Raw genomic sequence first — 23,709 nt, forward strand, 5'->3', positions numbered from 1 at the left:
TTAATCACTATCAAATGGCACGCGAAAAGAAATATCTAACCTGTGACGGCAACCAAGCTGCTGCTCACGTGGCTTATATGTTTAGTGAAGTAGCCGCTATCTACCCCATTACGCCATCTTCTACCATGGCTGAATATGTAGATGAGTGGTCTGCACAGGGCAGGAAAAATATCTTCGGAGAAAGAGTAGTAGTTGAAGAGATGCAGAGTGAAGCCGGAGCGGCCGGAGCTGTGCATGGATCTCTCCAGGCTGGAGCCCTTACCACTACTTTCACCGCATCTCAAGGGTTGCTATTGATGCTCCCCAATATGTATAAGATAGCCGGGGAGTTATTGCCTTGTGTATTCCACGTATCTGCACGTGCATTGGCAGCACAAGCTCTATCTATTTTCGGAGACCACCAAGACGTGATGTCTGCCAGATCTACAGGTTTTGCTCAATTGTGTACAGGGTCCGTGCAGGAAGTTATGGACTTGGCTGGAGTAGCTCACCTGTCTACGATTCGTTCAAGAATTCCTTTCATCCATTTCTTCGATGGCTTCCGCACCTCGCATGAGATACAGAAAATTGAAGCCCTCGACAATGAGGATTTAGCCCAATTCATAGACTGGGATGCTTTAAACGAGTTCCGTAATCGTGGCCTCTCTCCTTTGCATCCAGTAGTTCGAGGTACAGCCCAAAATCCTGATATTTATTTCCAGTCACGCGAAGCTTCCAATCGCTTCTACGATGCTGTTCCAGAGATTGTACAGCATTATATGGATGAGGTAGCTAAAGTAACGGGGCGTAAGTACCACCTCTTTGACTACTATGGAGATAAAGATGCCGAACACGTGATCATCGCCATGGGATCTGTAACCGAGGCTATCCGTGAAGTGGTAGACTTGAGAATGTCTCAGGGGGAGAAAGTGGGGCTGCTGTCTGTACATCTCTATCGTCCTTTCAGTGCTAAGCACTTCCTTGCTGCTATGCCCGAGACCGTGAAGCGCATTGCTGTACTTGATCGTACGAAAGAGCCGGGAGCCAATGGAGAGCCCCTCTACCTTGATGTTAAAGACTGCTATTACAACCAACCAAATGCTCCTCTGATCGTAGGTGGACGCTATGGTTTGTCATCCAAAGACACGACTCCGGTTCAGATTATGTCCGTATTTGACAACCTGAAACTTAACGAACCAAAAAATCGCTTCACCATAGGGATTGTAGATGATGTGACTTTCACCTCTCTACCAATGGGAGAAGATATCCAATTAGGGAGTGACTATTTCGAAGCTAAATTCTTTGGTCTTGGAGCGGATGGTACAGTAGGAGCCAACAAGAACTCTGTAAAGATTATTGGGGACAATACGGATAAGTATTGCCAAGCATACTTCGCTTACGACTCCAAAAAATCCGGAGGATTCACCTGCTCTCACCTGCGCTTTGGAGATAAACCAATCCGGTCGACCTACCTTGTGGTGACCCCTAACTTCGTAGCTTGCCATGTACCGGCTTATTTGAGAATGTATAAAGTACTCAAAGGCTTAAGAGACAATGGTACGTTCTTGCTAAACTCACCTTGGGATGCAGAACATGTGGCTGACAACATTCCAGTGAAAGTGAAGAAATACATGGCTAAGCATAAGATACGCTTCTTCATCATTGATGCAACAAAAATCGCCATGGAAATCGGTTTGGGCAATCGTACCAACACTATTCTGCAATCTGCCTTCTTTAAAATCTCCGGAGTAATCCCATATGACTTGGCTGTAGAACAAATGAAGAAATTCATCGTCAAGAGTTATGGACGTAAGGGAGAAGAAGTGGTCAATAAAAACTATGCAGCTATAGATCGCGGTGCAGAAGTGGTGGAGGTCAAAGTTGATCCCGAATGGATCAACCTTCCGGATGAACTCGAAATACGTCACGAGCATGACACTGACTTTGTGCACAATGTAGTACGTGTAGTCAATGCTCAAGCAGGAGATGAACTCCCCGTATCGGCTTTCTATGGTCGTGAAGACGGTACTTGGGACAGCGGTACGGCAGCCTCTGAAAAACGAGGAGTAGCTCCTTTCGTTCCAGTGTGGAACAGTGACAACTGTATCCAATGTAACCAGTGTGCTTACGTTTGCCCTCACGCTACGATTCGTCCATTCTTGCTCAATGACGAAGAGCGACAGAAGACCGGCATACCTACAATCAAAGCTATCGGTAAGCAATTTGATGGCTTGGACTTCCGCATTCAGGTCAATGTACTTGACTGTATGGGCTGTGGCAACTGTGTAGACGTTTGTCCGGGCCGTAAGGGAGAAAAGGCATTAGAGATGGTGCCTATCCAGACCCAGCTTGAGGAACAAAAGAATTGGGATAAGGCTTTCCTTCAGGTAAGTAGCAAAGCTCATTTGGTAGATATCACTGCCAATGTCAAAAACTCTCAGTTCTCACAACCTCTTTTCGAATATAGTGGAGCCTGCGCCGGCTGTGGCGAAACTCCTTATGTTAAGTTGCTCTCTCAGCTCTTCGGAAGTCGCCAGATGATTGCCAATGCAACCGGTTGTTCTTCTATATACTCTGCTAGTGCTCCTTCTACTCCATACACCACAAATGAGAAAGGGGAAGGACCGGCTTGGGCTAACTCTCTGTTTGAAGACAATGCTGAGTTTGGTCTCGGTATGCATATGGCAAAAGAAACCCTCCGTAGCCGTCTGCTAAACGTAGCCAATGAGGCTTTGCAAGATGAGATGATAGGACAAAACATCAAATGTTTGCTCTCTGAGTGGATTGAAAACATCTCCGATGCATCTCGCTGCAAAGCTTTGTACGATGCTATCGTACCCGAATTGGAAGCAGCCAAGGATAATGATCTTGTGGAGAAATTATTGTCTCTCAAAGACCACTTCATCAAGCATTCTCAATGGATTATTGGTGGTGATGGTTGGGCTTACGACATCGGTTTCGGCGGTCTGGATCATGTATTGGCTTCGGGTAAGAATGTCAATGTATTAGTACTCGATACTGAAGTGTATTCTAATACTGGAGGACAAAGCTCAAAGAGTACTCCTATCGGAGCCATTGCCAAGTTTGCCTCCGGTGGTAAACGTGTGAGAAAGAAAGACCTTGGTATGATTGCTGCTACCTATGGTTATGTCTATGTAGCTCAGATTGCAATTGGGGCGAATCAGGCTCAGACTCTCAAAGCAATCAGAGAAGCAGAGGCTTATGATGGACCGTCACTCGTTATCGCCTATTCGCCTTGTATATCACATGGTATAAAAGCCGGCATGGGTAAGACTCAGGCAGAAGGAAAGAATGCCGTCGAATGTGGCTACTGGCATCTGTGGAGATACAATCCTCAACTGGAATCCGAAGGTAAGAACCCCTTCCAGCTGGATAGTGCAGAACCTAAGTGGGAACTGTTTAAGGATTATCTCAAAGGAGAGGTTCGCTACGCTTCTGTTGCCAAGATGTATCCACAAGAAGCCGATGAGCTATTCCAAGCAGCACTTGAGAATGCACAATGGAGATATCGTAACTACAAACGCTTGGAAGCCTCCAATTGGCAGAAGGAAGAAAACTGATCTATGTAAATACCTCCAGAGAGAAGGAGGCTCTCCCCTCTTTCTCTTCAAAAAAGCAGAAGGCTACTCCGAAAAGGAGTAGCCTTCTGCTTTTTTTTATCTACCTGAGAGAAGATCCCTTCTCTCTCCACAGTTATCAGTTTTTTTATGGTAGTCAGATTCTGGAGTGTTTGGTAGCAGAATTTAGTATTTCAAAATATAACTCTTACAATCAGAAGATTCAGGAGGCTTTTTTACCTTTGTCTTGTCATTGCAGACACCGTACAGAGGGAAAATCCCCACCCTCTTTCACCGGGTAGCTATGATGGGGACTTTTTTCAATAACTACTCTACTCTGAAATAAAATGTCTGTACTGAATCAGCTTGTAGAAATGGAGCGAGAGGTTTTTCTTTGGCTAAATAGTATGCATACTCCCTACACCGATGCATTCTTCTATCTATTTACTTCGACACATACATGGATAGGGGTTTGGGTATTGTTGGTGATGCTTTTGTTCTACAAGCAACCGGCAAAAGAGGCTGTGTTAGTACTTATTGCCTTGCTTTTTTCTCTCCTTGTTTGCGATCAACTTACCTCTCATATCATCAAGCCATACTTTATGCGTCCGAGGCCGACGCATTTTCCGGAAATCAAAGAATTGGTCAAGATCGTTTATGAATATCGTGGTGCTTTATATGGCTTTGTTTCGGGACATTCAGCGAATTATTTTTCTCTAGCCATGTTCACGTCTCTACTCTTCAGAGACAAAAGGTATAGTGTACTTATTTTCTTCTTGGCTACTCTCATAGCTTACAGTCGCATATACATAGGAGTTCACTTTATCACAGATGTACTACCCGGTGCTGCCATTGGACTTCTAATCGGTTGGTTTACCTATTGGCTTTATTCCAAACTACGATTTAGGTGGATCCCAGGAGCACGAACAACCCCTCCGAGCCGGGTCTTTGCTCCAATCCTTCGTTCATGGGTTTTTGTGCTGCTTTTTTTTCTACTCTTTACAGCATCTGCATCGTATGCAGTAATGAAGATGGCTATGCGTATTGCTTCATAAAATCTCGAAATCAACTAACTTTATTCCTCTTGTATCTACCTTTCTTCCTTCTGTAAGAAGCTCAACAGATATTCCTCCAGCTCTTCCATATAACGAGAGAATGTTTTGGGCATAAGCGATGGTTTTATTTCAGCCTGCCAGAGAGAAGTGGCCTCTATCCAACTCAACATCCGGCTCAAGGATCGGGTGAGATCATTTGTCTCAAATGGAGAAAAAACTTCTCCATTATTCTGATTGATTAGCCCCACGCTTCCTGCAACAGTAGACACCAACGAAGGGAGACCAGACATGAGAGCCTCACAGGTGACTGCTCCGAATAGCTCTCTACTGCTTGGCAATACAAAGCAGTCTGCCGCTGCATAATGAGCATATAGGTCTGTGCCTTCTTTCTTCCCAACGATATGTATCCTTTTCGATAATTTCTCTTTTTCTACCAAAGTCGACAAATCCTTGACTTGTGGCCCATCCCCGACCAAAAGCAAATGCCAACGAGGATAGCTTTGTGCTAATTGAGAAAACGCAGAGATCAATGCCGGTAAGTTTTTTTCTTCAGCCAGGCGACCTACAAAGAGCAGTATTCGATCTTTCTCGGACAAGGTGTACTGTGCTCGTATTTGCTTGGCTTGAGGCAATGCTTGGAGCAATTGGGTATGAATAAATTGTTCATCCTGAACAATAGGCAGATAGTGACAAGGTAACCGATACTGCTGAGTATAGACATTCGTTACACGTGGGTCACAACAGATCAAACCGTCAGCGAGGTGGATAGAAAAATTCTTGAGAATATTTTGCTTTCGTTTATCGGATAGAGTCAGATTGTCATCCACCAAACTAATCAGCGGTGCTTTGGTATATAAACTCTTACAGACAAACAGAATAGCTGTGATCAGGTTGATCTCGCTACACAAGATCAATTGTGGACGAAGGTCTTTTATTAAAGAAAAAAGTTGAGATCTGAAATTTGCCGGAGCATGGCGTGGACAAGAGAGAATTCTGTAAGAGAAATGTATTCGTTTTTGCAGCTCAGCATCATTAAATTGCTGTTCAAAAGGAGATGGATATTCAAAATAAATATGTGCATCAAAGCGGTTGTATAGTTCGTTGAAAAGTTCTATTCGGTAGGGAGCCAAGGCTCGATGTATGATCAATAGTCGTGGTTTCATGGATTTACGAAGCCGGATTTAATAGCTCATTTAGACGAGACATAATTGATTGAGCTATGGATATTTCTGTATGAGGCAATACTAAGTGACGAAACGAGTCCCATAATTCGGAGCTTTCTACTTCTCTCTTTTCGGCCACGGATTCCAAAAAGCGATCGATCTGTTCTTCTGAATCTGCCAATTGGTGTAGTTGGTATGCGAGCTTACCTATCTCATTGAGCTTTGGAGGAAGGCGATGGTTACGACGAATGAACAGCACGGGATGTTGGGTTAGGAGGTATTCCACAGAAAAGGCTGCGCAATCGTGCACCATAGCAGCCGAATGAGCAAACAAATCGGCATAGGGTCCTAATTCCAGATAGCATCCTTCAGATTCATCCCAAAATTTGTAGTATTCATCCGTGCGTTCTCTACCCCATTGAGAATGGCGATACAACTTTGCTTTCAGGTGAGGATGTGGCTTAAATGCAAATCGCAAACGGCCAGCAAAGCGATGCGGTAGCGATAAGTAGTAATCAGACAGACGTAAGAAGTTTGACAAGGCAAAGCCCCATGATTCAATAGAATGGTGAGGAGCTAGAATTACCAGAGGTAAATCTTCGTGGTTTTCTTTTTTAGGGAGAGCTTCTCTTATTTCGTCATAAATCAGAGGACCGGAAGCATATCCATTTTCCACTCCGAAAAGAGAGTGCCTTTGATAGAGATCGGAGTCTATCTTGGAGCTGAGAAATAATTGCCAGCAGTAACCAAAATTGCGAATTTTGTGCCACTCTGCCCTTGTATCAAGCACATAGCCATAACGGGAATAACAAATCAAGCTGTGCTTATAGGTGGATGACATGCGGTACTGCTTGGGCAGTAACACATCGTAGGGAGTGATGTAGTAGATCAAATCAGGCGGACATTGCTTGGCTATATTGAGTAACTGCCCATCAGGAGATAGAGCTTCGATAGGAGTATAGCCCTTCTCTTTTAGCTTGGCCAAAGAGGTTTGATAGTTGTCTATTACTGCCGGGGTTAGCTCTTCAGAATATGGAGTGAGCAAAATAGCAGGTTCAAAATGAGCATTTTGCTCTAACAAGCGAAACAATATCCCTTGCTTCCACTGAGCTGCTACGGAAACAATAAATAGGACCCGGTAGTGGCTCTTTCCTTTTAATTGTCTGTATAAAAGATCAACATCCCGCCGAACTTGTCTAAAATGTCTGGGATCGACTAATCGCTCCCTAAGCCAGGCTTTCGTCTGAGTTATCACATACTGTACCCTTGGAGGGGAGATCTTATAGAGGAAAGAGGTAAAATGGCTAAGTCCTGCCATGATTTTTACATTTAAGGAGACGATCTACTACAGACTTAGCTTCCGGACTAATCCCACTAAAATAGATCGCACACAAACCGAAAAATCCTATTGGCAAAGAGCGTACCAGTATGTCAATCCAAGGATTAGACATGCAGGGAACAACATAGTTGATTGCACACATTGCCGTAAAGATGCAAAGAGAAACAAATAAGTCCTTAGAAAAAGGACTGCATTTCATCTTCAGAGAAATCATCAATTGTTGTACAAAGTAGCTCAGGGCCGTGGTGATAAGAGTGGCAATTGCGGCACCTGATATCCCCAATATTGGGATTAGTAACACTTGCCAGAGGACACCCAGAAGGGTAACCCCGAGTGTATAGTATAGGTTCCAGTGGTAATATTTCGAACAACTCAATAACGAATTGCCATAGTTAAATGTAATCTCCAGCATTTTGGCCAGACCCAAAAACAGAAAGACCGATTTACCAGAAATATATTTTGCTCCATTGGGCAGAATCGCGTAGATACTATCAATATTGAATAGGACTAAGAGAAAAATAAAACCACCGGCTAGTACCTGATGCAAAGCTACCCTTTTGAACAAGTGATTGGCTTGAGACAAATCCTCCCTTTTCATGGAATCAGCCATGATTGGAGATGCAATATTGAGCATCGACCTGGATGGTATTTCTACGACTGCTACCATAAAAAAGGCAATCGAATAGATGCCGGCACTATCCATTCCTCCGGCGTCCAAAGCTCCGACCATAAATAATCCGAGTTGGCTACCTAGCTTTGTCCCAATCGAAGCTGATACATAGATAAAAGTGTAGCGTAGGAAATTGCATCTTAATTCAGGGGTAATGTAGCTCCAATCGTGTTTTAGAGACAGACTGCCAAGACGGCCGATATAAGCAATAGAAAGGAGCATACAAAAGCCATAGCAGGATATGTATATACCTACCATGATCGGAAAGCTGACCCAACCAAGTGCGTAAACCAAATAGGTCCCGACAAGCAAGACTCGGAGTATGATCTCTCGGATCAATTTCGGGACAGCTATGCGCATCAGCTGTACGGCATATAATTCAAAAACCAGCCAAAACAGGAGGAAAACCACCAATGGCACGACCCAATGAAAGTATTGGACAAATTCCGGGCTATTGTCCATGTACATATCACAAATAGGTCCTCTCAGTAGATAATACAAAGGAATGATAACTACTAAGCCCACCAAAGAAATGAGCAAAGCATAGAAAAGGAAGCCATTATCTCTTTCGGAGGAAGCTCTTGTCTGTTCTCCTGAATTTCGAAAGTAAGGATAGAAACGATAAATTGAAGAGTTGAGTCCCATCATCGCAAAGCTTGAAACTAGAGTGGCAGCTTGTAAGAGGACTTGTAACAAACCAATTTCTCCTGGCAATAAATAACGTGTCTGTATAAAAAAAGTCGAAAAGAAGCCGATGAGTGCTCCCAAATAAGTCACCGCTGTCCCTTTGATACTTTGACGAATTACAATCCCCATGGTAGGTTACTACAAAGAGAAGTCTTTTATCAATACCGGTCTTTCATCAGACAGACGGTCGAGCGTATCTCGCAACTCAACAACTCGATACCCCAACGACGGATGAACCCAATCAGGAAAGAGTTCTGCCAATGGGTAAAGGACGAATGCTCTTTTGTGCATCTCAGGATGAGGTATAAATAACGTTTGAGGCGAACATACGTGCCATTCTTGCCTGTCATACAAAAGTAGATCTATGTCTATTATTCTGTCCGAATACTTTTTGTTTACACTCTTGGCTGTTCGCCCCATCTCTCGCTCCACCTTTTGCGTAAAGTAGAGCCAATCGATCAGGCTACGCTCTGTGTATACGAGTGCGACGGCATTGAGAAAATAATTGGGAGTGTCAAAATCCAACGGCTGCGTGCGATATACCGAAGAAACCTCAATGAGGCCATCTGCGTATTCACGAACATAGCCTACAGCTTGGGACAAAAAATTCAGTCTATCCCCTATATTGCTCCCCAACCCTAAACAAAGTGTACTCATATAGCTTAGAAAACATACACCTCCCTCGCAGAGACGAAAGAGGTGTAAGTGTACATCCTTTTTCTGTATTTAGATGATCAATAGCGCATCCCCATATACACCAAAGCGATATTTCTCTTTGATGGCAACATCATAGGCATTCATCACATGTTCGTACCCACCAAAGGCCGCTGTCATCATCAATAAGATAGAGTATGGCATATTGAAGTTACTAATCATGGCGTTGGGCAAAGAGAAGTTGTAGGGAGGGAATATGAAAAGGTTTGTCCAGCCTTCAAATTCCTTGATGTGCCCATCTGTACTCACAGCCGTCTCCATGGCTCGCAAAATCGAGGTCCCAACAGCGCAAACCTTATGCCCACCATCTTTGGCCTTGTTTATCACTTGGCAAGCTTCTGCTCCAACAAACATTTGCTCACTTTCCATCTTGTGTTTGGAGAGGTCTTCCACATCTATCTCTCGATAGTTGCCCAAGCTATTGTGCACTGTGAGGTATGCAAAGCGACAATCTTTGATCTCCAAACGCTTTAGGAGCTGTCTACTAAAATGTAGGCTTGCTGCCGGAGCAATTACAGCTCCTTCTTCTTGGGCAAAAACACTCTGGAAACGCTCCTCATCTTCTGGCTCTGCCTCTCGATCCAAATACTTGGGGATCGGAGTTTCTCCAAAATCGAAAAGGACTTTTTTGAACTCATCATGAGGTCCATCATAGAGAAAACGAAGTGTGCGGCCACGTGAGGTCGTGTTATCAATTACCTCAGCAATTAGGCTGTCATCCTCACCGAAATAAAGCTTATTTCCGATCCTTATCTTGCGAGCCGGATCTACCACGACGTCCCACAGTTTTTGTTGCTCATTGAGCTCTCGCAGCAAGAAGACTTCTATCTTAGCTCCTGTCTTTTCCTTATTGCCATAGATGCGAGCAGGAAAAACTTTCGTATTGTTGAATACAAAAGCATCATCCTTGTCGAAATAATCTATGATATCGGAAAACTGCTTGTGTTCGATCTCCCCCGTAGCCCGATGCAACACCATCATTCGAGACTCATCTCTAAAACGTGCAGGATACTTGGCAATCAGCTCTTCTGGGAGCTTAAACTTAAACATCGATAGTTTCATATGCTTTATTCTGTATTTTGGTCTGCGATATTTTTCTTTGTCTTATTTGCCGTCTTTCTCTTCTTTTGGGAGAGGTTCTACGTACCGTTTAAGCAGCTCATCCAACAGTTCTATCGGGTATGCATCTTCTATACGGTATTCACCAATACGAGTGCGCCTCAAAGCAGTTAGATGAGCACCGCTGCCTAATGCTACGCCTATATCTCGAGCTAAAGCCCGTATATAAGTTCCCTTGGAACAAACCACCCGGATTATTATTTCGGGCAAATCAGTCGATAGGAGCTCTATTTCTTCGACAACCAACAAACGAGGCTTAAGGTTCACTTCTCGACCTTTTCTGGCCAGAGCATAAGCTCTTTTCCCATCTACTCTGATAGCGGAATAAGCCGGAGGAGTCTGCTCTATGATCCCCACAAACTTTGGCAATACTTCAGAGATTAACTGCTCGGTAATGTGCTCTGTAGGATATTCTGCATCTGGCTCTGTCTCCAGATCAAAGCTTGGAGTTGTCTGCCCAAGCTTAAGTGTAGCTATGTATTCTTTTTTCCCTTGTTGCAGAGTATCAAGTTGTTTGGTACAACGCCCGGTACAAATGATCATCAATCCGGTAGCCAATGGGTCCAAAGTACCGGCATGACCTACTTTGAGTTTCTTGACCCCAAGTCTCCGGCAAGCCCAATATCTGAACTTATTGACAAGATCGAATGAAGTCCATCGATAGGGTTTATCGAAAAGTAAAACCTCACCATCTTCTGTCAGATGCCACTTGCGATCTTTTATATTATCCATCGAAAAAGTCCTGTAAACAAACCCTATTGCAAATTGAGAGGTATACCACAAAGCATGAGTAGCAATATCAATGATCCCATAGCAATACGGTAGTAACCGAATGCACGAAATCCATATTTGGTAAGAAAAGAAACAAAGCCTTTGATAGCTAACAATGCAACAATGAAAGCCAAGATGTTACCGATCAAGAGAGTATCCATATGCTGCATAAATATCTCTTGCCCTCCTTCTTTGTACAGCTTGTAAATCTTTAGCAATGTTGCTCCCAACATTGTTGGTAAAGCCAGAAAAAAAGAAAACTCTGCTGCTGCCTTTCTGGATAGTCCCTGTTGCATTCCCCCCACAATAGTAGCCATGGAGCGTGACACTCCTGGCACCATGGCCAAACATTGATAAAGGCCTATAATAAGGGCTGAACGAGGAGTCGGCTTGGAGGAGTTGGATGAAGCAAACATCTTATCTACAAAAAGCATAAATACACCTCCCAATAAAAGTATCAAAGCTACAACCAGTACACTCCCAAGCATATGGTCTATGTATTTCTCAAATAGTAGCCCTAATATTGCTGCAGGTAAGACTCCTAAAAGGAGCAACCCATAGAAACGGAAGCGACTAAGCATACGAAGGACCGGCTGTGTCATTCCCGGAAGAGGCCTAAAATCAAAGAACCGTCTCCAATACAAGACTAAAACAGAAAGCATGGCTCCGAACTGGATAATCACTGTAAAAGCCTTTGTGTAGCTATCTGACTCCATTCCCATGAGGCCCTCAGCTAAAACCATGTGACCAGTGGAAGAAACCGGTAGAAACTCTGTAAGCCCCTCTACTATGGCTAAGATTATTGACTGCAAAACTGTCATAATCCTAAGATTACGAATGTGAAAACATCACTACACACGACTCCATCTTTCTTGAGAAAGAAAATGGGTCATGTATAGATTATTTGTCTAAAAATGAAACTTCTTTCAACAATATACTTATTCTGGTCTCTCGGTGTTTTTCCTCGATGAATCGGAAGATGGCTTTGCCATAATAGCATAAGCCATGAGACTAAAGCCTGCGACACAGACAATAGGGGCTATCACGATGCGACGTGTGGAAAAAAGCTCGGGATTAAAACTAACACCATCAGTTGGCGCTCCTCCCGACATCAGCACAAAACCCAATACTATCAGCAGAACTGAGACTAACATGAGCAGATAATTCTTCTTGTTGTACAACATAAGTATTTCGTTAGTTAATAATCTGGAATATCCTCCCCAACAAAAGAGTAGGAGGCTTATATCAAATACATTTTACTGCCATCCATACGCACATAGCGTCTGGCAGCTCTGTATGCTGTGAATGCAGATACAAGGCTGCCAATCATCAGCAGAGTTACAGCAAGCATCCCCAGATCTCTAAGAGGAAGATAATTCCATAACATCGGTAATTGGTATTTGTCCAGAGCAAAAATGGCTGCGAGTAGGAGCAAACAGGCTAAGGTGGCACCAAACAGACCATCGAAAACACTGTGCCAAACAAATGGGCGTCGGATAAAAGCTGCAGAAGCCCCTACAAGAGAAAGAGTGCGTATCTGATAACGCTTGCTGTAAATAAGCAAACGGGTAGTATTGTTGATCTGTATAAAACTGATGATAAGAAGAACAATAGCCAGTATGAGCAATATGCGCTCTGTGGCCTTGATCTTAGTATGTACGGTGTGGAATAGATCTTGTCTGTAGGAGAGTCTCTCTACGCTGTCCCAAGCCCTAATTTTGGTGTCCACGATTGGCAAACTGTCCGGATGTGCATACTCGGACTTTACATAGACTTGCATCTGCGGTTGCAATGGATTGTAGCCCAATACCATTACAGGGTCTTCGCCCAATTCTTTCCCTAATTCCTCGGCTACTTCGTTGGCTGAGATGTATCGAATTCGTTGCACAAACGGCTCTCGTTCCATTTTGGTGCAGAGAGCCTTATTCTCCTCATCCGAATTCCCTTCTTTGAGCAGTATATTGAAAGCTATTTGCTCCTCTACTTCTTTCCGGATCGCATTACCAGCAATCTCTGCCAAGCCTAAGCAGCCGACAATGAATAATACCATAGCAATACTGATAATACATAACAGATGTGTATGATAAAATGCTTTTGAACGGGTCTTTTTATGTTTTGTCATTTGTCTTATTTCGATTTAGATAGGGATCAGAAATGAGATTCATTCTAATCAAGACTCCTTTCAGGCCATTTTGGCTGCATTGATAAAACTCAGCAATACAGGGCTGTCGGTCTCGTCTATGGTTGCACTGCTTCCTTCCCATTCCTTCTTGCCCTTGCGCAAGAAAATGATTTTGTCGCCAATCTTACGTACAGAATTCATATCATGCGTGTTGACTATCGTGGTTATCCCAAATTCAGCCGTCAGACCATGTATCAATTCGTCTATCGTAATAGAGGTTTTTGGATCCAAACCGGAATTGGGTTCGTCACAAAATAGGTAGCGAGGTTCGAGTGCTAATGCTCTGGCAATAGCAGCACGTTTCATCATCCCTCCCGATATATCACTCGGGTACTTATGGCGGGCGTCAATCAGACCAACTCGCTCCAACAAATCCGTGGCTCTATCCTTACGTTGAGCTTTGCTCATCTTAGAAAGCATTTCCATCGGAAAGAGAACATTCTCCATTACTGTCATGCTATCAAACAAAGCAGACCCTTGGAAGAGCATACCGACCTCCCTGCGAAGATTAAGTAATTCAGATTTCTGCATCTTCACCAAATCTCGGCCATCATACAGTACAGCCCCCGATGTCGGTTCTATTAAGCCTATGACGCACTTGAGCAGGACGGTCTTCCCTGCCCCACTTCGGCCTATTATTAAGTTGGTCTTACCTGTCTCAAAAGTTATATTCAGGCCGTCGAGGACAGTTCTATCCTCAAATACTTTGACTAATTGTTTTACCTCGATCATGAACTCCCCACTGATAGATGACTAAATAAGTTTTGCAAGCTCCCCGGAAAGGTCACAATTCTAGGTAAGCAAGATATTGGTCAGCAACACATCGAAGAGTAATATTAATACACTAGTACTAACCACTGCATCTGTACTGGCTTTTCCAACCCCCAAGGCTCCTCCCTTTACTGTATACCCGAAAAAGCTCGCCACGGAACTGATTATGAAAGCGTATACCACAGACTTAATAATAGAGTAGAGCACAAAAATAGGATTGAAGAATAACTGCAAACCAAATTCAAAGTCACTTGGTGAAAGATTATCCACAAGTCCACAAGCCAAATATCCCCCTATAATTCCCATTCCCATGCTGATTATAGACAACACCGGGATAAATAGCATCAATCCTAATATCTTGGGCAGAATAAGAAAATTGGCGGAATTGATGCCCATAATTTCCATTGCATCAACCTGTTCTGTCACACGCATCGTGCCAAGCTCACTGGCTATATTCGAACCAACCTTCCCTGCCAATATGAGACACATGATAGAAGAAGAAAACTCCAACAATATGATCTCTCGAGTAGAATAACCTATGGTGAAACGAGGGATAAGAGGAGAAGTCATGTTAATAGACAGCTGAATAGTAATTACAGTGCCTATGAAGAAAGAGATGATCACAACAATCCACACCGAATCGACACCAAGCTTATATATCTCACGTATCAATTGTCGGAAAAACATACTCCACCTGCGAGGCAAAGCAAAAGTGCGCCCCATTAGGATGGTATACTCTCCTATTTGTTGTAATGCTTTCTGTCTCATAGGCGCAAAGGTAGTACTATTAGGAGTGTTTGACAAAGAGCAGAAGACAGCTCAAGAGTTCTTTTCTTGGGTCTTTTGTGGTAGAAACAATCAGGAAAAGAAGTGTCGAGAGAAGCACCTTCGACTTGTTTTTACAAACAAACACACAAAAGGCTGTCCCCACGAAAAGAGAGGGACAGCCTCCTGTGCTTATGCATGCGTAATTTTCTTACAGCTTAAGCCCGGCACCCGGCTTAAATTTAGCAACCTTGCGAGCCTTGATTATGATAGGCTTCTTCGTGGCAGGGTTAATACCCTTGCGCTCAGCCTTATCTACAACGGAGAATGTACCAAAGCCCAGAAGAGAGATCTTCAAGCCTTTGCGGAGACTTTCGATAAGAACTTCGATAAAGGCATTCACAGCCTTCAAGGCGTCACCTTTCTTAAGGCCGGACTTTTCTGCTACGGCAGCAACGAATTCACTTTTGTTCATACGTTTTACTTGTTGTAATATTAGACATCTATTTATTCCTCTTGTCAAAAAACGGCTCACTCTCCCAACGGATTTCTCCTCTAAGTTTCTGATCCAAAGAACCTCCGATGGATAGCTAACACCCCAAAAGTACATAATTTTCGTTTGCATACAAATTCATGACAATTTATTTTCTCTCATATATATTCCCCTCTCTGGATGCAACGATAACTTAAGAATGGAAAATGGAGAAGAAAAGATAGAGCAATGCTTGCTAAGAAGGCTTCGAGTACTTATAAACAACACAGCAAAAAGAACTTGAGCTTGTTGCACAATACAACATTCGCCACCTAATTGGGGCTGCGGTTATATAGATGAGAGAAAGATCTCCGCTTTAGCCTTACCCTTATTTTACACATCCATTCTAAAATGTATTAACTAAGGTCATGCCAGAATGTCTGTTTTGATATAACATCTGGAAACTTATGCTGTATTTTCAATTTGTTTCTTCTCTATTCTCTATCTATCTCCCCTCTCAAAAGCAACCTCCATTTAGAAACTATTGGATAGCACGGTATTCGCTGTATTTTTTTTCGATGTCTGAGTTTGGTCGTATATGACAAGTATGCCTATCTTCTCAATCTCAATACCTTCAAGATTACTACTCTCTACAAAGTGTAATAAAAGGCAAGTTTAATTGTCATTTTGGAGCCTGTGCGAAGAACTTATCTATCCTCTATTTTGTCTTCTACAGTCATTTTGACCAGCACAATCTTTGTGCTGGTAGAATGCAGCACATCAAAGCGGTATGGAGCAATTGTTACCGACTGGCCATTGCTTGGTATATGTTGATAATGGTAGAGTATAAATCCGGCTATTGTGAGATATTCTTCGCTCTCGGGAAGCTGTAGATCAAACTGCTCATTGATGTCATCGATCTCCATACGACCACTGAAAACATAGGTATGCTCAGAAATCTGTTTAGACACTAATTTTCGTCTGTCGTGTTCATCTTCTATATCTCCAAATATCTCTTCTACAATATCTTCGAGAGTCACCATGCCAGAAGTGCCTCCTAGCTCATCTATTACAATAGCTATGCTTCTATTGCGCTGCATTAACTGCTTCATGAGTTTATTGGCATACATACTTTCCGGAACAAAGAGAGTTGGAACAACCCGCTTTTGCCAAGGATCAGGCTGAAACATCTCTGATGAATGGATATAACCGACCACATCATCGATATTTTCCTTATAAACGATAAGTTTCGAAAGGCCAGAAGAAGAGAATTTTTCTTCGAGAAGAGATTTATCCGCCCCAAGCTCCACTGCTACCATCTCATTACGAGGAACCATACAATAGCGTACCTGTACCTTAGAGAAGTCCAGAGCATTCTGTAGAATTTTAACTTCTGTATTGAGATCTCCGTCTCGATCATCCTCTATGTTTTCAGATAGATAATGATCCAAATCTGCTGTTGAGAAGCCAGACAAAACGCCCTCAGAAGAAACACCCGAACGTCCACCCACGAGTAGGAAAAACAATTTTGTGAGTAGAGTACATAGCTTAGTGATAGGGAAAAGCAATATATAGAAGAGAGAAACAGGCAGGGCGAATAATGTCATCATTTGGTTCGATTTTTGCCGAAACAAAACTTTAGGCAAAAACTCACCGGTAACGAGGATGAGCATAGTGGATAGTAAAGACTGCAGCAGAAGGACTAAAGCATCATTGGTTGAGACATACAACCTGATAGGAGTTTCGAGCAGTTGAGCCATTAGCAAGCCATAGACGACAAGCACTACATTGTTACCCACCAATAGAGTTGTCACAAACTCATCTGGTTTTCTGAACAATAGCCCCAGAATATACCCCACAAATCCATGTTCCTTGCGATCGATTTCCAATCGCAACTTATCCGAAGAGACGAAAGCGATCTCCATGCCGGAGAAAAATCCGGAAAGGAGTAGGGTTATGATGATGCCGATATAAATCATTTTGAATTAACCTGAGGATACAGACTAAGGCTTTTCCAATGGGTTCTTCTCCTCTTCTTTTTCTTTTGAATCCTCTTCTGGCTCTTGATAATCAACTTCTGCAGAGCTATTCACAAAAGAATAAGAACTAAGGTCTTGATTGGCTTCAAAAGACTGTCCGCGTAATACTCTGTCTGGAGCTTTGATATATACCGAATCAGGAGAATAAACCCGGGCATTGCGACTATCCCAAAACATCCGAGGAGCATAGAAATCTACTCCGGACATATTGCGAATATGTACATGTCCAACCAACTCCCACAACTCTTCTGAGGTATAGTTATAAGCTGTATCGGACGATACTTTGGCTATGGGTCTTTTGAGCGAATCGAATCGCTCAAAATAAATTCCCTGAGGGAAATACCAGTGAGGACGTTCTCCCTTGTCGTAGATACGCCATTCCTTCGCGTCCAATTTGTATTGGGTGAGTCCAGAGTCTGACACCAGTGTATGAACGTCATATGTACACATCATATACACTGTATCTAGTAACAAGTCTTGCTTACTCATCTCCAACTTACTGCCACCGCATCCGGGCAACAGAACAGACGCAACAAGCACTGCCCAAGTTACAAGAACTGGAGCAGTGCCTTTATATTTGAACGAATATCGTTGGTATTGCATTTATATAGGATCACTTCCCGAAGAAGAGAAAAAAACCTCCCGTACGGAAAGATTCTTAGCGTATCACCACGGATTCGCCTATCCATCCACCGATATAGAAACTCTTTCCTTTTTCCAATTCAGGGTGCATGAATATGTCTGCAGCTGAGGGCAAGTATTGTCTGTATTGCCCAATCAGGCTGGCAGCCTTGGATGCCACACCCTGATCCATTTGGCGTGCACGTTCGAGCTTTTCTATAGCCAAGTAATAGACGCAGCGCTGTTTGAGTCTATCATCAGGGAAGAGACTGGAAGCGGAACTTGCAATCATCTGTCCGATATTCAACATTGCCTCTCCCATATTGGGGTCTTCGGCCATTGCCTTGTTGAAGAACTGACGAGCTTGCCCATAGCTACGCTGGTTCATATAGATGACTCCTATTGTGTAATTGCATGAAGCACGCATTTTGGAGGTCTTGGCCAAAGAGATCGCCTGCTGCAAGTAGTTTACGGCCTCAGTTGTATTCTTGTTGTCCAAGGCTTCCTTTGCCAATCCCATGGCTGCCTCTGCTGTAGGTTTAATCTCAAAGAGACTTTTGCTGGCCTTGATATACAGAGGAGAGTTTTCACAGCCCGAGATGCTCATCATAGACAACATCCCGGATAAGAAATCAGCATCTTTTTTCGACTCTTCATAGCGACCTGCATAGATTTTCTCCATCATCTCGCAACTGGCAAGTCCACTCTTGGCAAAAAGGTTCTCCATCGGATTTTTCAACGCCAGAATAGCCTGTTGTTGAGCTTCATCCGCTGTTTCCAACTGTTTGTCCAGAATATCATTTCCTCTCACAAAGTCTCTTATATAGGGCTCATACCAGGCCTTATCTTTTATGGCTTTGTTCAGGGAAGAGAAGACGAAATAGTACACCGTTTGAGGATCAGTCTGTTCCTTGTATTTGTCTACCACAGGGAGAGTCCAGCGATATATTTGATCATAATCTACTTGCTCTCCCATCAGAACAATGTAGTCCGTTATTCGAGATGCCGTGATCCAATCTTCTCCATATTTTCTATCACTGCCAAAGTATTTGATGCGATCGTCATACAGTCGCATCAGTTTGTCGATGATCAGCTTCTTCTTGGTTGGGTCTGTTTCTTGTTCAAACTGCCATTTGTAGATCTTAACACCATAGAGGTATATACTTTTGGTAGATCCTGGACACTCCTCGTAGGCTTTTTGCCAAAATTCCACAGCGTCCTTCATTGCCCCCCCTTTGATATAGGAGGTAAAGAGGCTTATGTTTTGCAGACAGCGGACACTATCCTCCCCTTTGCCATAAGGAGTGCCGGAAGCTACTCCTGTTTGAGCCGAAGCAGCTACTGCGCCCGAAAACATAAGGGCAGCAGTAAGGAAAACCTTGATTGCTTTCATAACTATCGGATAATTTTTTGTGCTTTTATTTCTTTGATTCTATTCTTTGCTAATGCGATTATGCCCCGAGAAGATCAATTCAATTTAAGCTTTCGGAACCACCCCTCATTGAATGTCAACCCCAATGTCAAACGCAAGCTATGTTCGGAGATCATATCCTTATTGGTTGGGATTAGTCGATCATATTCCAGACTCATCTGCACAAAAGAGCGGCGATCCACAAGAGGGAAGGCTATTCCGGCAGAAAGTCCGAGCTGGTGATATCCTTCAGCTCCCTTGGTAGTGGGAAGTTTAAGGTAAGAATTGCCCAAACTGAGCCCTGCACGATAGCGCAGTTGCTTGGTGGAATGTATCTCTTCGGCATTGGGTATATATTGTCCTCCAATAGCTATTCGCCATTGATCCTGGTATTCACACTGTGACTTATAAAAAGAGGCATCACTCCATCGTCCATACTGCAGATCCACTCCGGCTATCAGGCGTGGCGAAAAATCCACGCTTACTCCTAATCCATACATTTCAGGAGCTGTATAAAGCCCTGTGCCACGAACTGTATCACCATGCAAATGCTCTACTATCTGCTGATTTGAGATCAAGAATTGCTCTGTAAAAAGCTTACTCTTGAATTTGACAGAGGTATCGTATGTCGCCCCAAATACGATTCGTCTGCGATTAGCAAGCTGCCAAGCATACTGCAGTCCGATTTTCCCCCTCAAGGCATCCAACTCAAGACGAGAACTGATCGTGGGATCCAAGGCTGTGCCAACCGAATAGGAAACACGACGACTATGATTGTAGGTGCCGAACAAATAGCTAAAGTTTGCTCCCACAGAGAGACCCTCAATCGGCTCTATTGCAGCTCCTATATACAAGTTGTTCAGGTTACCGGTTCCCTGGTAAATACGGGTATAATTTTGTTTGTCCAGCCCTTCAATTGGCTGCACACTTCCGTATTGATAACCGGCTGTAGCCAAAGGCAGTATTCCAAGACTTACTCCGGCATACTTGGTCACAGGGAAAAGCATTGTAGCATACTCGAAATTCCCAAGTTTGCGAGTACTGGAGTGCGAGCCTTCTTTGGCCCAATAGAATCCTGCAGATGCACCCAAATCGAAGATAAAGGTCAACGAGTCCACTGCTGAATAAGAAGCTGGATTCATTGGATTAACAGCCCGAGCATCTCTTATGCCGATACCCAAACCACCCATCCCTCGATTGGAAGCGTGTCCACTTGGGTCGAACCGTCCCAGCCCGAAACGGGTGTAGGGAGATTCCGAACTGTTACTTTGGGCCGACAAAGAGGCACAAACCAATAGTCCAGCTAATAAACACGTTGCCGGAAACACGGCTTTGGCAAATTGCCCTATTGTCTGTTCTATTATTCTGTACATTCCCGTATTTGGTAGTCTAATATGCAACTGAGACCTCGTAAAACGAGATCGTCAGCTACAAAGGTCTGATATTTTAGCTTTGTCTCAAAATAGGAAGCAGCTCCACCTGTAAGTAGCACTCTTATCTCTGGATGTTCTTGCCGCGCAGCCTCAATATACCCCTCCATCTCAAGTATGAGGCCTCTGACAACTCCCGCCATAATAGCTCCGGATGTATTGGTCCCCCATTGAGGAATGTTGTCCGATTCATGGATATGCACCAGGGGTAGACGTGCTGTATAGTGGTGCAACGAAGAAAATCTTACCTCCAACCCCGGAGATATATTTCCGCCGAGATACTTTCCTTGCGAAGAAATCCTTTCGTAGGTCACAGCCGTACCAGCATCTATCACAAGAATTTCCTCTTGAGGGAAAAGAGATCCGGCTCCGACCACGGCAGCAAGCCTATCAGCCCCCAAGGTTGTCCGATCGTAGTCTATCTCTATAGGGATAGGCATTTGATCGTTCAATACATATAGGTTTTGGCAAAAGTGGCCTTTCAGATCCTCTAAGATTGGATCTTCTACTTGTGCCACAGAAGAGAAAATACAAGAGTGACAGAGCAGCTCTTCCGAAGAAAAGGTATTCTTTAGGCCGATGTAAGTCGAAGCCGACAGATGCCGAACTCCCACCAACTCCTGGTTCTCAAAGATTGCGACTTTGAGGTTGGTATTTCCCCTATCTATAATCAAACTGCGTTGCATCTACATTTATACACGGCTTGCTGTAAAAACTGCCAAGGGAACCAAAGGTAACTAATCTTCGTTATCCGATACATGGGGCGCATCCGGACATTGCCAAAAACGTATTCCCACTGCTTCCATACCGAGTAGAGCCACTTGTTGCAGTTGAGTCCGCAAAGACAAGCGATAGATACCCGACAATTCAAAATATCTGCCATCGAAAAGAGGGACGGATAGTTCTCTCTGAGCCAATCCCTGCCCTTTCCAATGAAGAGGAGAAAAAGAGAAGGAGGGAGTGACACTATCAGCCCAAACAATCTTTTCTTTGAAGTCATGCAAAGAAGCCACAAGGGCTATATGGGTGTACTTGTAATCATTGTTATGTCTTAAGAGCAGCTCTGCCGAGTAGCTCTTGCTACAATCTGGAATCAACAGCTCAAAATCGTAGTTCTTACCGGCTTCCCAACGAGAACCTTCGATCTGCTGAAAGCGGATGTATTCTTGAGGCATAGGGTTATGCACACAAGAGAGCATCCATCCACCGAGACACAGTATTCCTAACAGCCTCCTCCCGATACGACACATATCACCACCCGACCTGATCAAGATATTGTTCGCTAACGCAACTCTCCATTAATTCCGCTGTCCATAGCGAGAATCGGATGGTACTGCTGCTGACTGTTCCGGTTTGCTCCCAGACATTGCGCCAATAGCTTCGCCTCCGACTTTTCTTACGGGCCGCCTGTTTCTTCCTCGTCTGTTATCCGCCATTCTCATTTGGGAGGGGAGATCGGCTTCAACCCGCTTGCTTGGTTCGAAAGATTTATTGGATTTTGGCTTTCCATTTGAGCGCACTTCGCTCGTCTCTTGTTCGGATTTCTGCGTATCGTTTTTTGAAGTATCCAGATTGATAGAAGAATTATGACCCAAAGAAGAATCTTGTGGCTTATCTGTACGCTTACGTTTACGCTTGCGTTTGGCACTGTCAAAACGAGTGAGACTGTCATCCAAAATATCGGCAGAGGGTTGTTGTGCGGATTTCTGTTTGTTGTCGTTCTCCAGTGTTTTGGGGATCTCGCCTCGTTTGTTCTGATTCAAAATGGCAAATGCTCGTTCTGCTGGGATCGTAATCAAGTCCGAAGGATTATTCTTTTGTTTGGAATAAGAAATCTCACGCTTGAGAACGTCCGTCTTGAAGTGGTAGTAAGTACCTTCCTCAGTCTCCAGTGTGAGGTCTCGGTGTGGCAACCTACGTTTGGCTTCTGCGTACACATCGACCTCGTGATTGAGACAACACTTCAGTTTGGCACACTGACCGGTAAGTTTCTGCGGGTTCAGTGATAGATCTTGTAGTCGAGCGGCTGTGGTGCCAACAGAAACAAAGTTGTTCATCCAGGAAGAACAACACAAGGGTCGACCACAAGAACCAATTCCTCCGATGCGACCGGCTTCCTGACGGGCTCCTATCTGCTTCATTTCGATACGCACCTTGAATGCATCGGCCAATACACGTATTAGTTGGCGAAAATCTACTCTACCGTCAGCGATGTAATAAAAAATGGCCTTCGTACCGTCTCCTTGGTACTCCACATCGCCGATTTTCATCTCCAAGCCCAATTCTTCTGCTATACGGCGAGAACGGATCATTGTGTCATATTCGTGTCTTTGAGCCTCTTTCTGTTTATCCAGATCGCTCTGCTCTGCCAACCTTAGGACAGATTTAGGCCCCATTCTCTGCGTGTCATGGCGATGACGACGCATGGCGGAGGCAACCAAAGGGCCGGTGAGTGTGATCATCCCCAAGTCGTAACCGGGAGAGGATTCTACCACCACCTTGTCTCCCTTACGCAGCTTCAGCTCAAAATTGTTAAGATAGTATCCCTTGCGAGTATTCTTAAATTGAACTTCTACATATTCTCCTCCCGATTCTGGAATATCATTCAGCCAATCGTATGTGTTAAGAGGTGCTTGGTGAGTATTTCGACAACCCTCGGCTGTCATACCACGAGAGCTCTCGCCATTATTTCCTTGCTTGTAATCCATATAATAGTAGTAACATTGATATGTAAAGTCACCCCATCCTTTATATCGAGGAGCTACTGCAACACCTTACACTGGGCATTTGCATTTGTCTTGGAGGTTATTCTCGGCTGACATTTGACCTACCACATGACTGGCTACAACAAAAGCAGCCATAGTCAAAAGGCCTCGTGCGGCAATCTTCCCTTAGTCTTATGCAGGAGATGACAATCGCACAAAGGTAAGAATTATTAGAGGC

At 43.8% G+C, this 23,709-nt stretch carries 21 protein-coding genes; 2 read left to right on the top strand and 19 right to left on the bottom strand.

What is annotated here, in order from left to right:
* The first annotated feature begins 14 nt into the window (after window positions 1-14).
* Both nifJ and B5D48_RS03525 read left to right on the top strand, forming a co-directional pair.
* Window positions 15-3,560, top strand: coding sequence for a pyruvate:ferredoxin (flavodoxin) oxidoreductase (nifJ, locus tag B5D48_RS03515; protein ID WP_023938426.1), 3,546 nt, complete (start codon window positions 15-17; stop codon window positions 3,558-3,560).
* Window positions 3,561-3,904: 344 nt separating this feature from the next.
* Window positions 3,905-4,612 carry a phosphatase PAP2 family protein gene (locus tag B5D48_RS03525; protein WP_023936709.1) on the top strand — a complete coding sequence of 236 codons (708 nt, stop codon included), beginning with the start codon at window positions 3,905-3,907 and terminating at the stop codon, window positions 4,610-4,612.
* A gap of 35 nt (window positions 4,613-4,647) precedes the next feature.
* Here the strand turns inward: B5D48_RS03525 and B5D48_RS03530 are convergent, their stop codons facing one another.
* The 19 genes from B5D48_RS03530 to B5D48_RS03620 form a co-directional block, all read right to left on the bottom strand.
* Window positions 4,648-5,775, bottom strand: coding sequence for a glycosyltransferase family 4 protein (locus B5D48_RS03530; protein WP_042120192.1), 1,128 nt, complete (start codon window positions 5,773-5,775; stop codon window positions 4,648-4,650).
* A 4-nt stretch (window positions 5,776-5,779) separates the two neighbouring features.
* Window positions 5,780-7,093, bottom strand: a complete 1,314-nt coding sequence (locus B5D48_RS03535) for a hypothetical protein (RefSeq protein ID WP_023936713.1) — start codon at window positions 7,091-7,093, stop codon at window positions 5,780-5,782.
* Window positions 7,080-8,432 carry a lipopolysaccharide biosynthesis protein gene (locus tag B5D48_RS03540; protein WP_234985394.1) on the bottom strand — a complete coding sequence of 451 codons (1,353 nt, stop codon included), beginning with the start codon at window positions 8,430-8,432 and terminating at the stop codon, window positions 7,080-7,082. Before B5D48_RS03540 ends, B5D48_RS03535 begins: the two co-directional genes overlap by 14 nt.
* Window positions 8,433-8,609: 177 nt before the next feature.
* Window positions 8,610-9,128 carry a 2-amino-4-hydroxy-6-hydroxymethyldihydropteridine diphosphokinase gene (gene folK, locus B5D48_RS03545; protein WP_023936716.1) on the bottom strand — a complete coding sequence of 173 codons (519 nt, stop codon included), beginning with the start codon at window positions 9,126-9,128 and terminating at the stop codon, window positions 8,610-8,612.
* A gap of 69 nt (window positions 9,129-9,197) precedes the next feature.
* Window positions 9,198-10,247, bottom strand: a complete 1,050-nt coding sequence (gene queA / locus B5D48_RS03550) for a tRNA preQ1(34) S-adenosylmethionine ribosyltransferase-isomerase QueA (protein WP_036889546.1) — start codon at window positions 10,245-10,247, stop codon at window positions 9,198-9,200.
* A gap of 42 nt (window positions 10,248-10,289) precedes the next feature.
* The gene (truB, locus tag B5D48_RS03555) at window positions 10,290-11,036 is read right to left on the bottom strand and encodes a tRNA pseudouridine(55) synthase TruB (RefSeq protein ID WP_023936720.1); all 747 of its coding nucleotides are present in this window, start codon (window positions 11,034-11,036) and stop codon (window positions 10,290-10,292) included.
* 23 nt (window positions 11,037-11,059) lie between these two features.
* On the bottom strand, window positions 11,060-11,896 hold the full coding sequence (locus B5D48_RS03560) for an undecaprenyl-diphosphate phosphatase (RefSeq protein ID WP_023936722.1): 837 nt from the start codon (window positions 11,894-11,896) through the stop codon (window positions 11,060-11,062).
* A 117-nt stretch (window positions 11,897-12,013) separates the two neighbouring features.
* On the bottom strand, window positions 12,014-12,259 hold the full coding sequence (locus B5D48_RS03565; protein ID WP_023939441.1) for a DUF3098 domain-containing protein: 246 nt from the start codon (window positions 12,257-12,259) through the stop codon (window positions 12,014-12,016).
* Window positions 12,260-12,315: 56 nt separating this feature from the next.
* Complete coding sequence (locus B5D48_RS03570) at window positions 12,316-13,125, bottom strand: cell division protein FtsX (RefSeq protein ID WP_023939442.1); 810 nt, start codon at window positions 13,123-13,125, stop codon at window positions 12,316-12,318.
* Between the two features lie 132 nt (window positions 13,126-13,257).
* On the bottom strand, window positions 13,258-13,989 hold the full coding sequence (locus tag B5D48_RS03575; protein ID WP_023936728.1) for an ABC transporter ATP-binding protein: 732 nt from the start codon (window positions 13,987-13,989) through the stop codon (window positions 13,258-13,260).
* A gap of 60 nt (window positions 13,990-14,049) precedes the next feature.
* The gene (locus B5D48_RS03580; RefSeq protein WP_023939443.1) at window positions 14,050-14,796 is read right to left on the bottom strand and encodes an MlaE family ABC transporter permease; all 747 of its coding nucleotides are present in this window, start codon (window positions 14,794-14,796) and stop codon (window positions 14,050-14,052) included.
* Window positions 14,797-15,004: 208 nt separating this feature from the next.
* The gene (locus B5D48_RS03585; protein ID WP_316931135.1) at window positions 15,005-15,418 is read right to left on the bottom strand and encodes an HU family DNA-binding protein; all 414 of its coding nucleotides are present in this window, start codon (window positions 15,416-15,418) and stop codon (window positions 15,005-15,007) included.
* A 554-nt stretch (window positions 15,419-15,972) separates the two neighbouring features.
* The gene (locus B5D48_RS03590; protein WP_023936736.1) at window positions 15,973-17,244 is read right to left on the bottom strand and encodes a hemolysin family protein; all 1,272 of its coding nucleotides are present in this window, start codon (window positions 17,242-17,244) and stop codon (window positions 15,973-15,975) included.
* 24 nt (window positions 17,245-17,268) lie between these two features.
* Entirely contained in the window at window positions 17,269-17,907 is a 639-nt protein-coding gene (gene lptC / locus B5D48_RS03595; RefSeq protein WP_052115881.1) for an LPS export ABC transporter periplasmic protein LptC, read from the bottom strand.
* 55 nt (window positions 17,908-17,962) lie between these two features.
* Window positions 17,963-19,318, bottom strand: a complete 1,356-nt coding sequence (locus tag B5D48_RS03600; RefSeq protein WP_023936740.1) for a tetratricopeptide repeat protein — start codon at window positions 19,316-19,318, stop codon at window positions 17,963-17,965.
* A 74-nt stretch (window positions 19,319-19,392) separates the two neighbouring features.
* Window positions 19,393-20,709, bottom strand: coding sequence for a BamG family beta-barrel-assembly machinery protein (locus tag B5D48_RS03605; protein ID WP_023936741.1), 1,317 nt, complete (start codon window positions 20,707-20,709; stop codon window positions 19,393-19,395).
* Window positions 20,697-21,452 carry a type III pantothenate kinase gene (locus B5D48_RS03610; RefSeq protein WP_023936742.1) on the bottom strand — a complete coding sequence of 252 codons (756 nt, stop codon included), beginning with the start codon at window positions 21,450-21,452 and terminating at the stop codon, window positions 20,697-20,699. The genes B5D48_RS03605 and B5D48_RS03610 overlap by 13 nt, the downstream gene beginning before the upstream one ends.
* Before the next feature lie 51 nt (window positions 21,453-21,503).
* Window positions 21,504-21,941, bottom strand: coding sequence for a gliding motility lipoprotein GldH family protein (locus B5D48_RS03615; protein ID WP_158441711.1), 438 nt, complete (start codon window positions 21,939-21,941; stop codon window positions 21,504-21,506).
* A gap of 123 nt (window positions 21,942-22,064) precedes the next feature.
* Window positions 22,065-23,474 (bottom strand): PSP1 domain-containing protein, encoded by a 1,410-nt coding sequence (locus tag B5D48_RS03620; protein WP_023936744.1) that lies wholly within the window; start codon window positions 23,472-23,474, stop codon window positions 22,065-22,067.
* Between the last annotated feature and the right edge of the window lie 235 nt (window positions 23,475-23,709).

This window comes from Porphyromonas crevioricanis, assembly GCF_900167225.1.
Taxonomy (GTDB): Bacteria; Bacteroidota; Bacteroidia; order Bacteroidales; family Porphyromonadaceae; genus Porphyromonas; species Porphyromonas crevioricanis.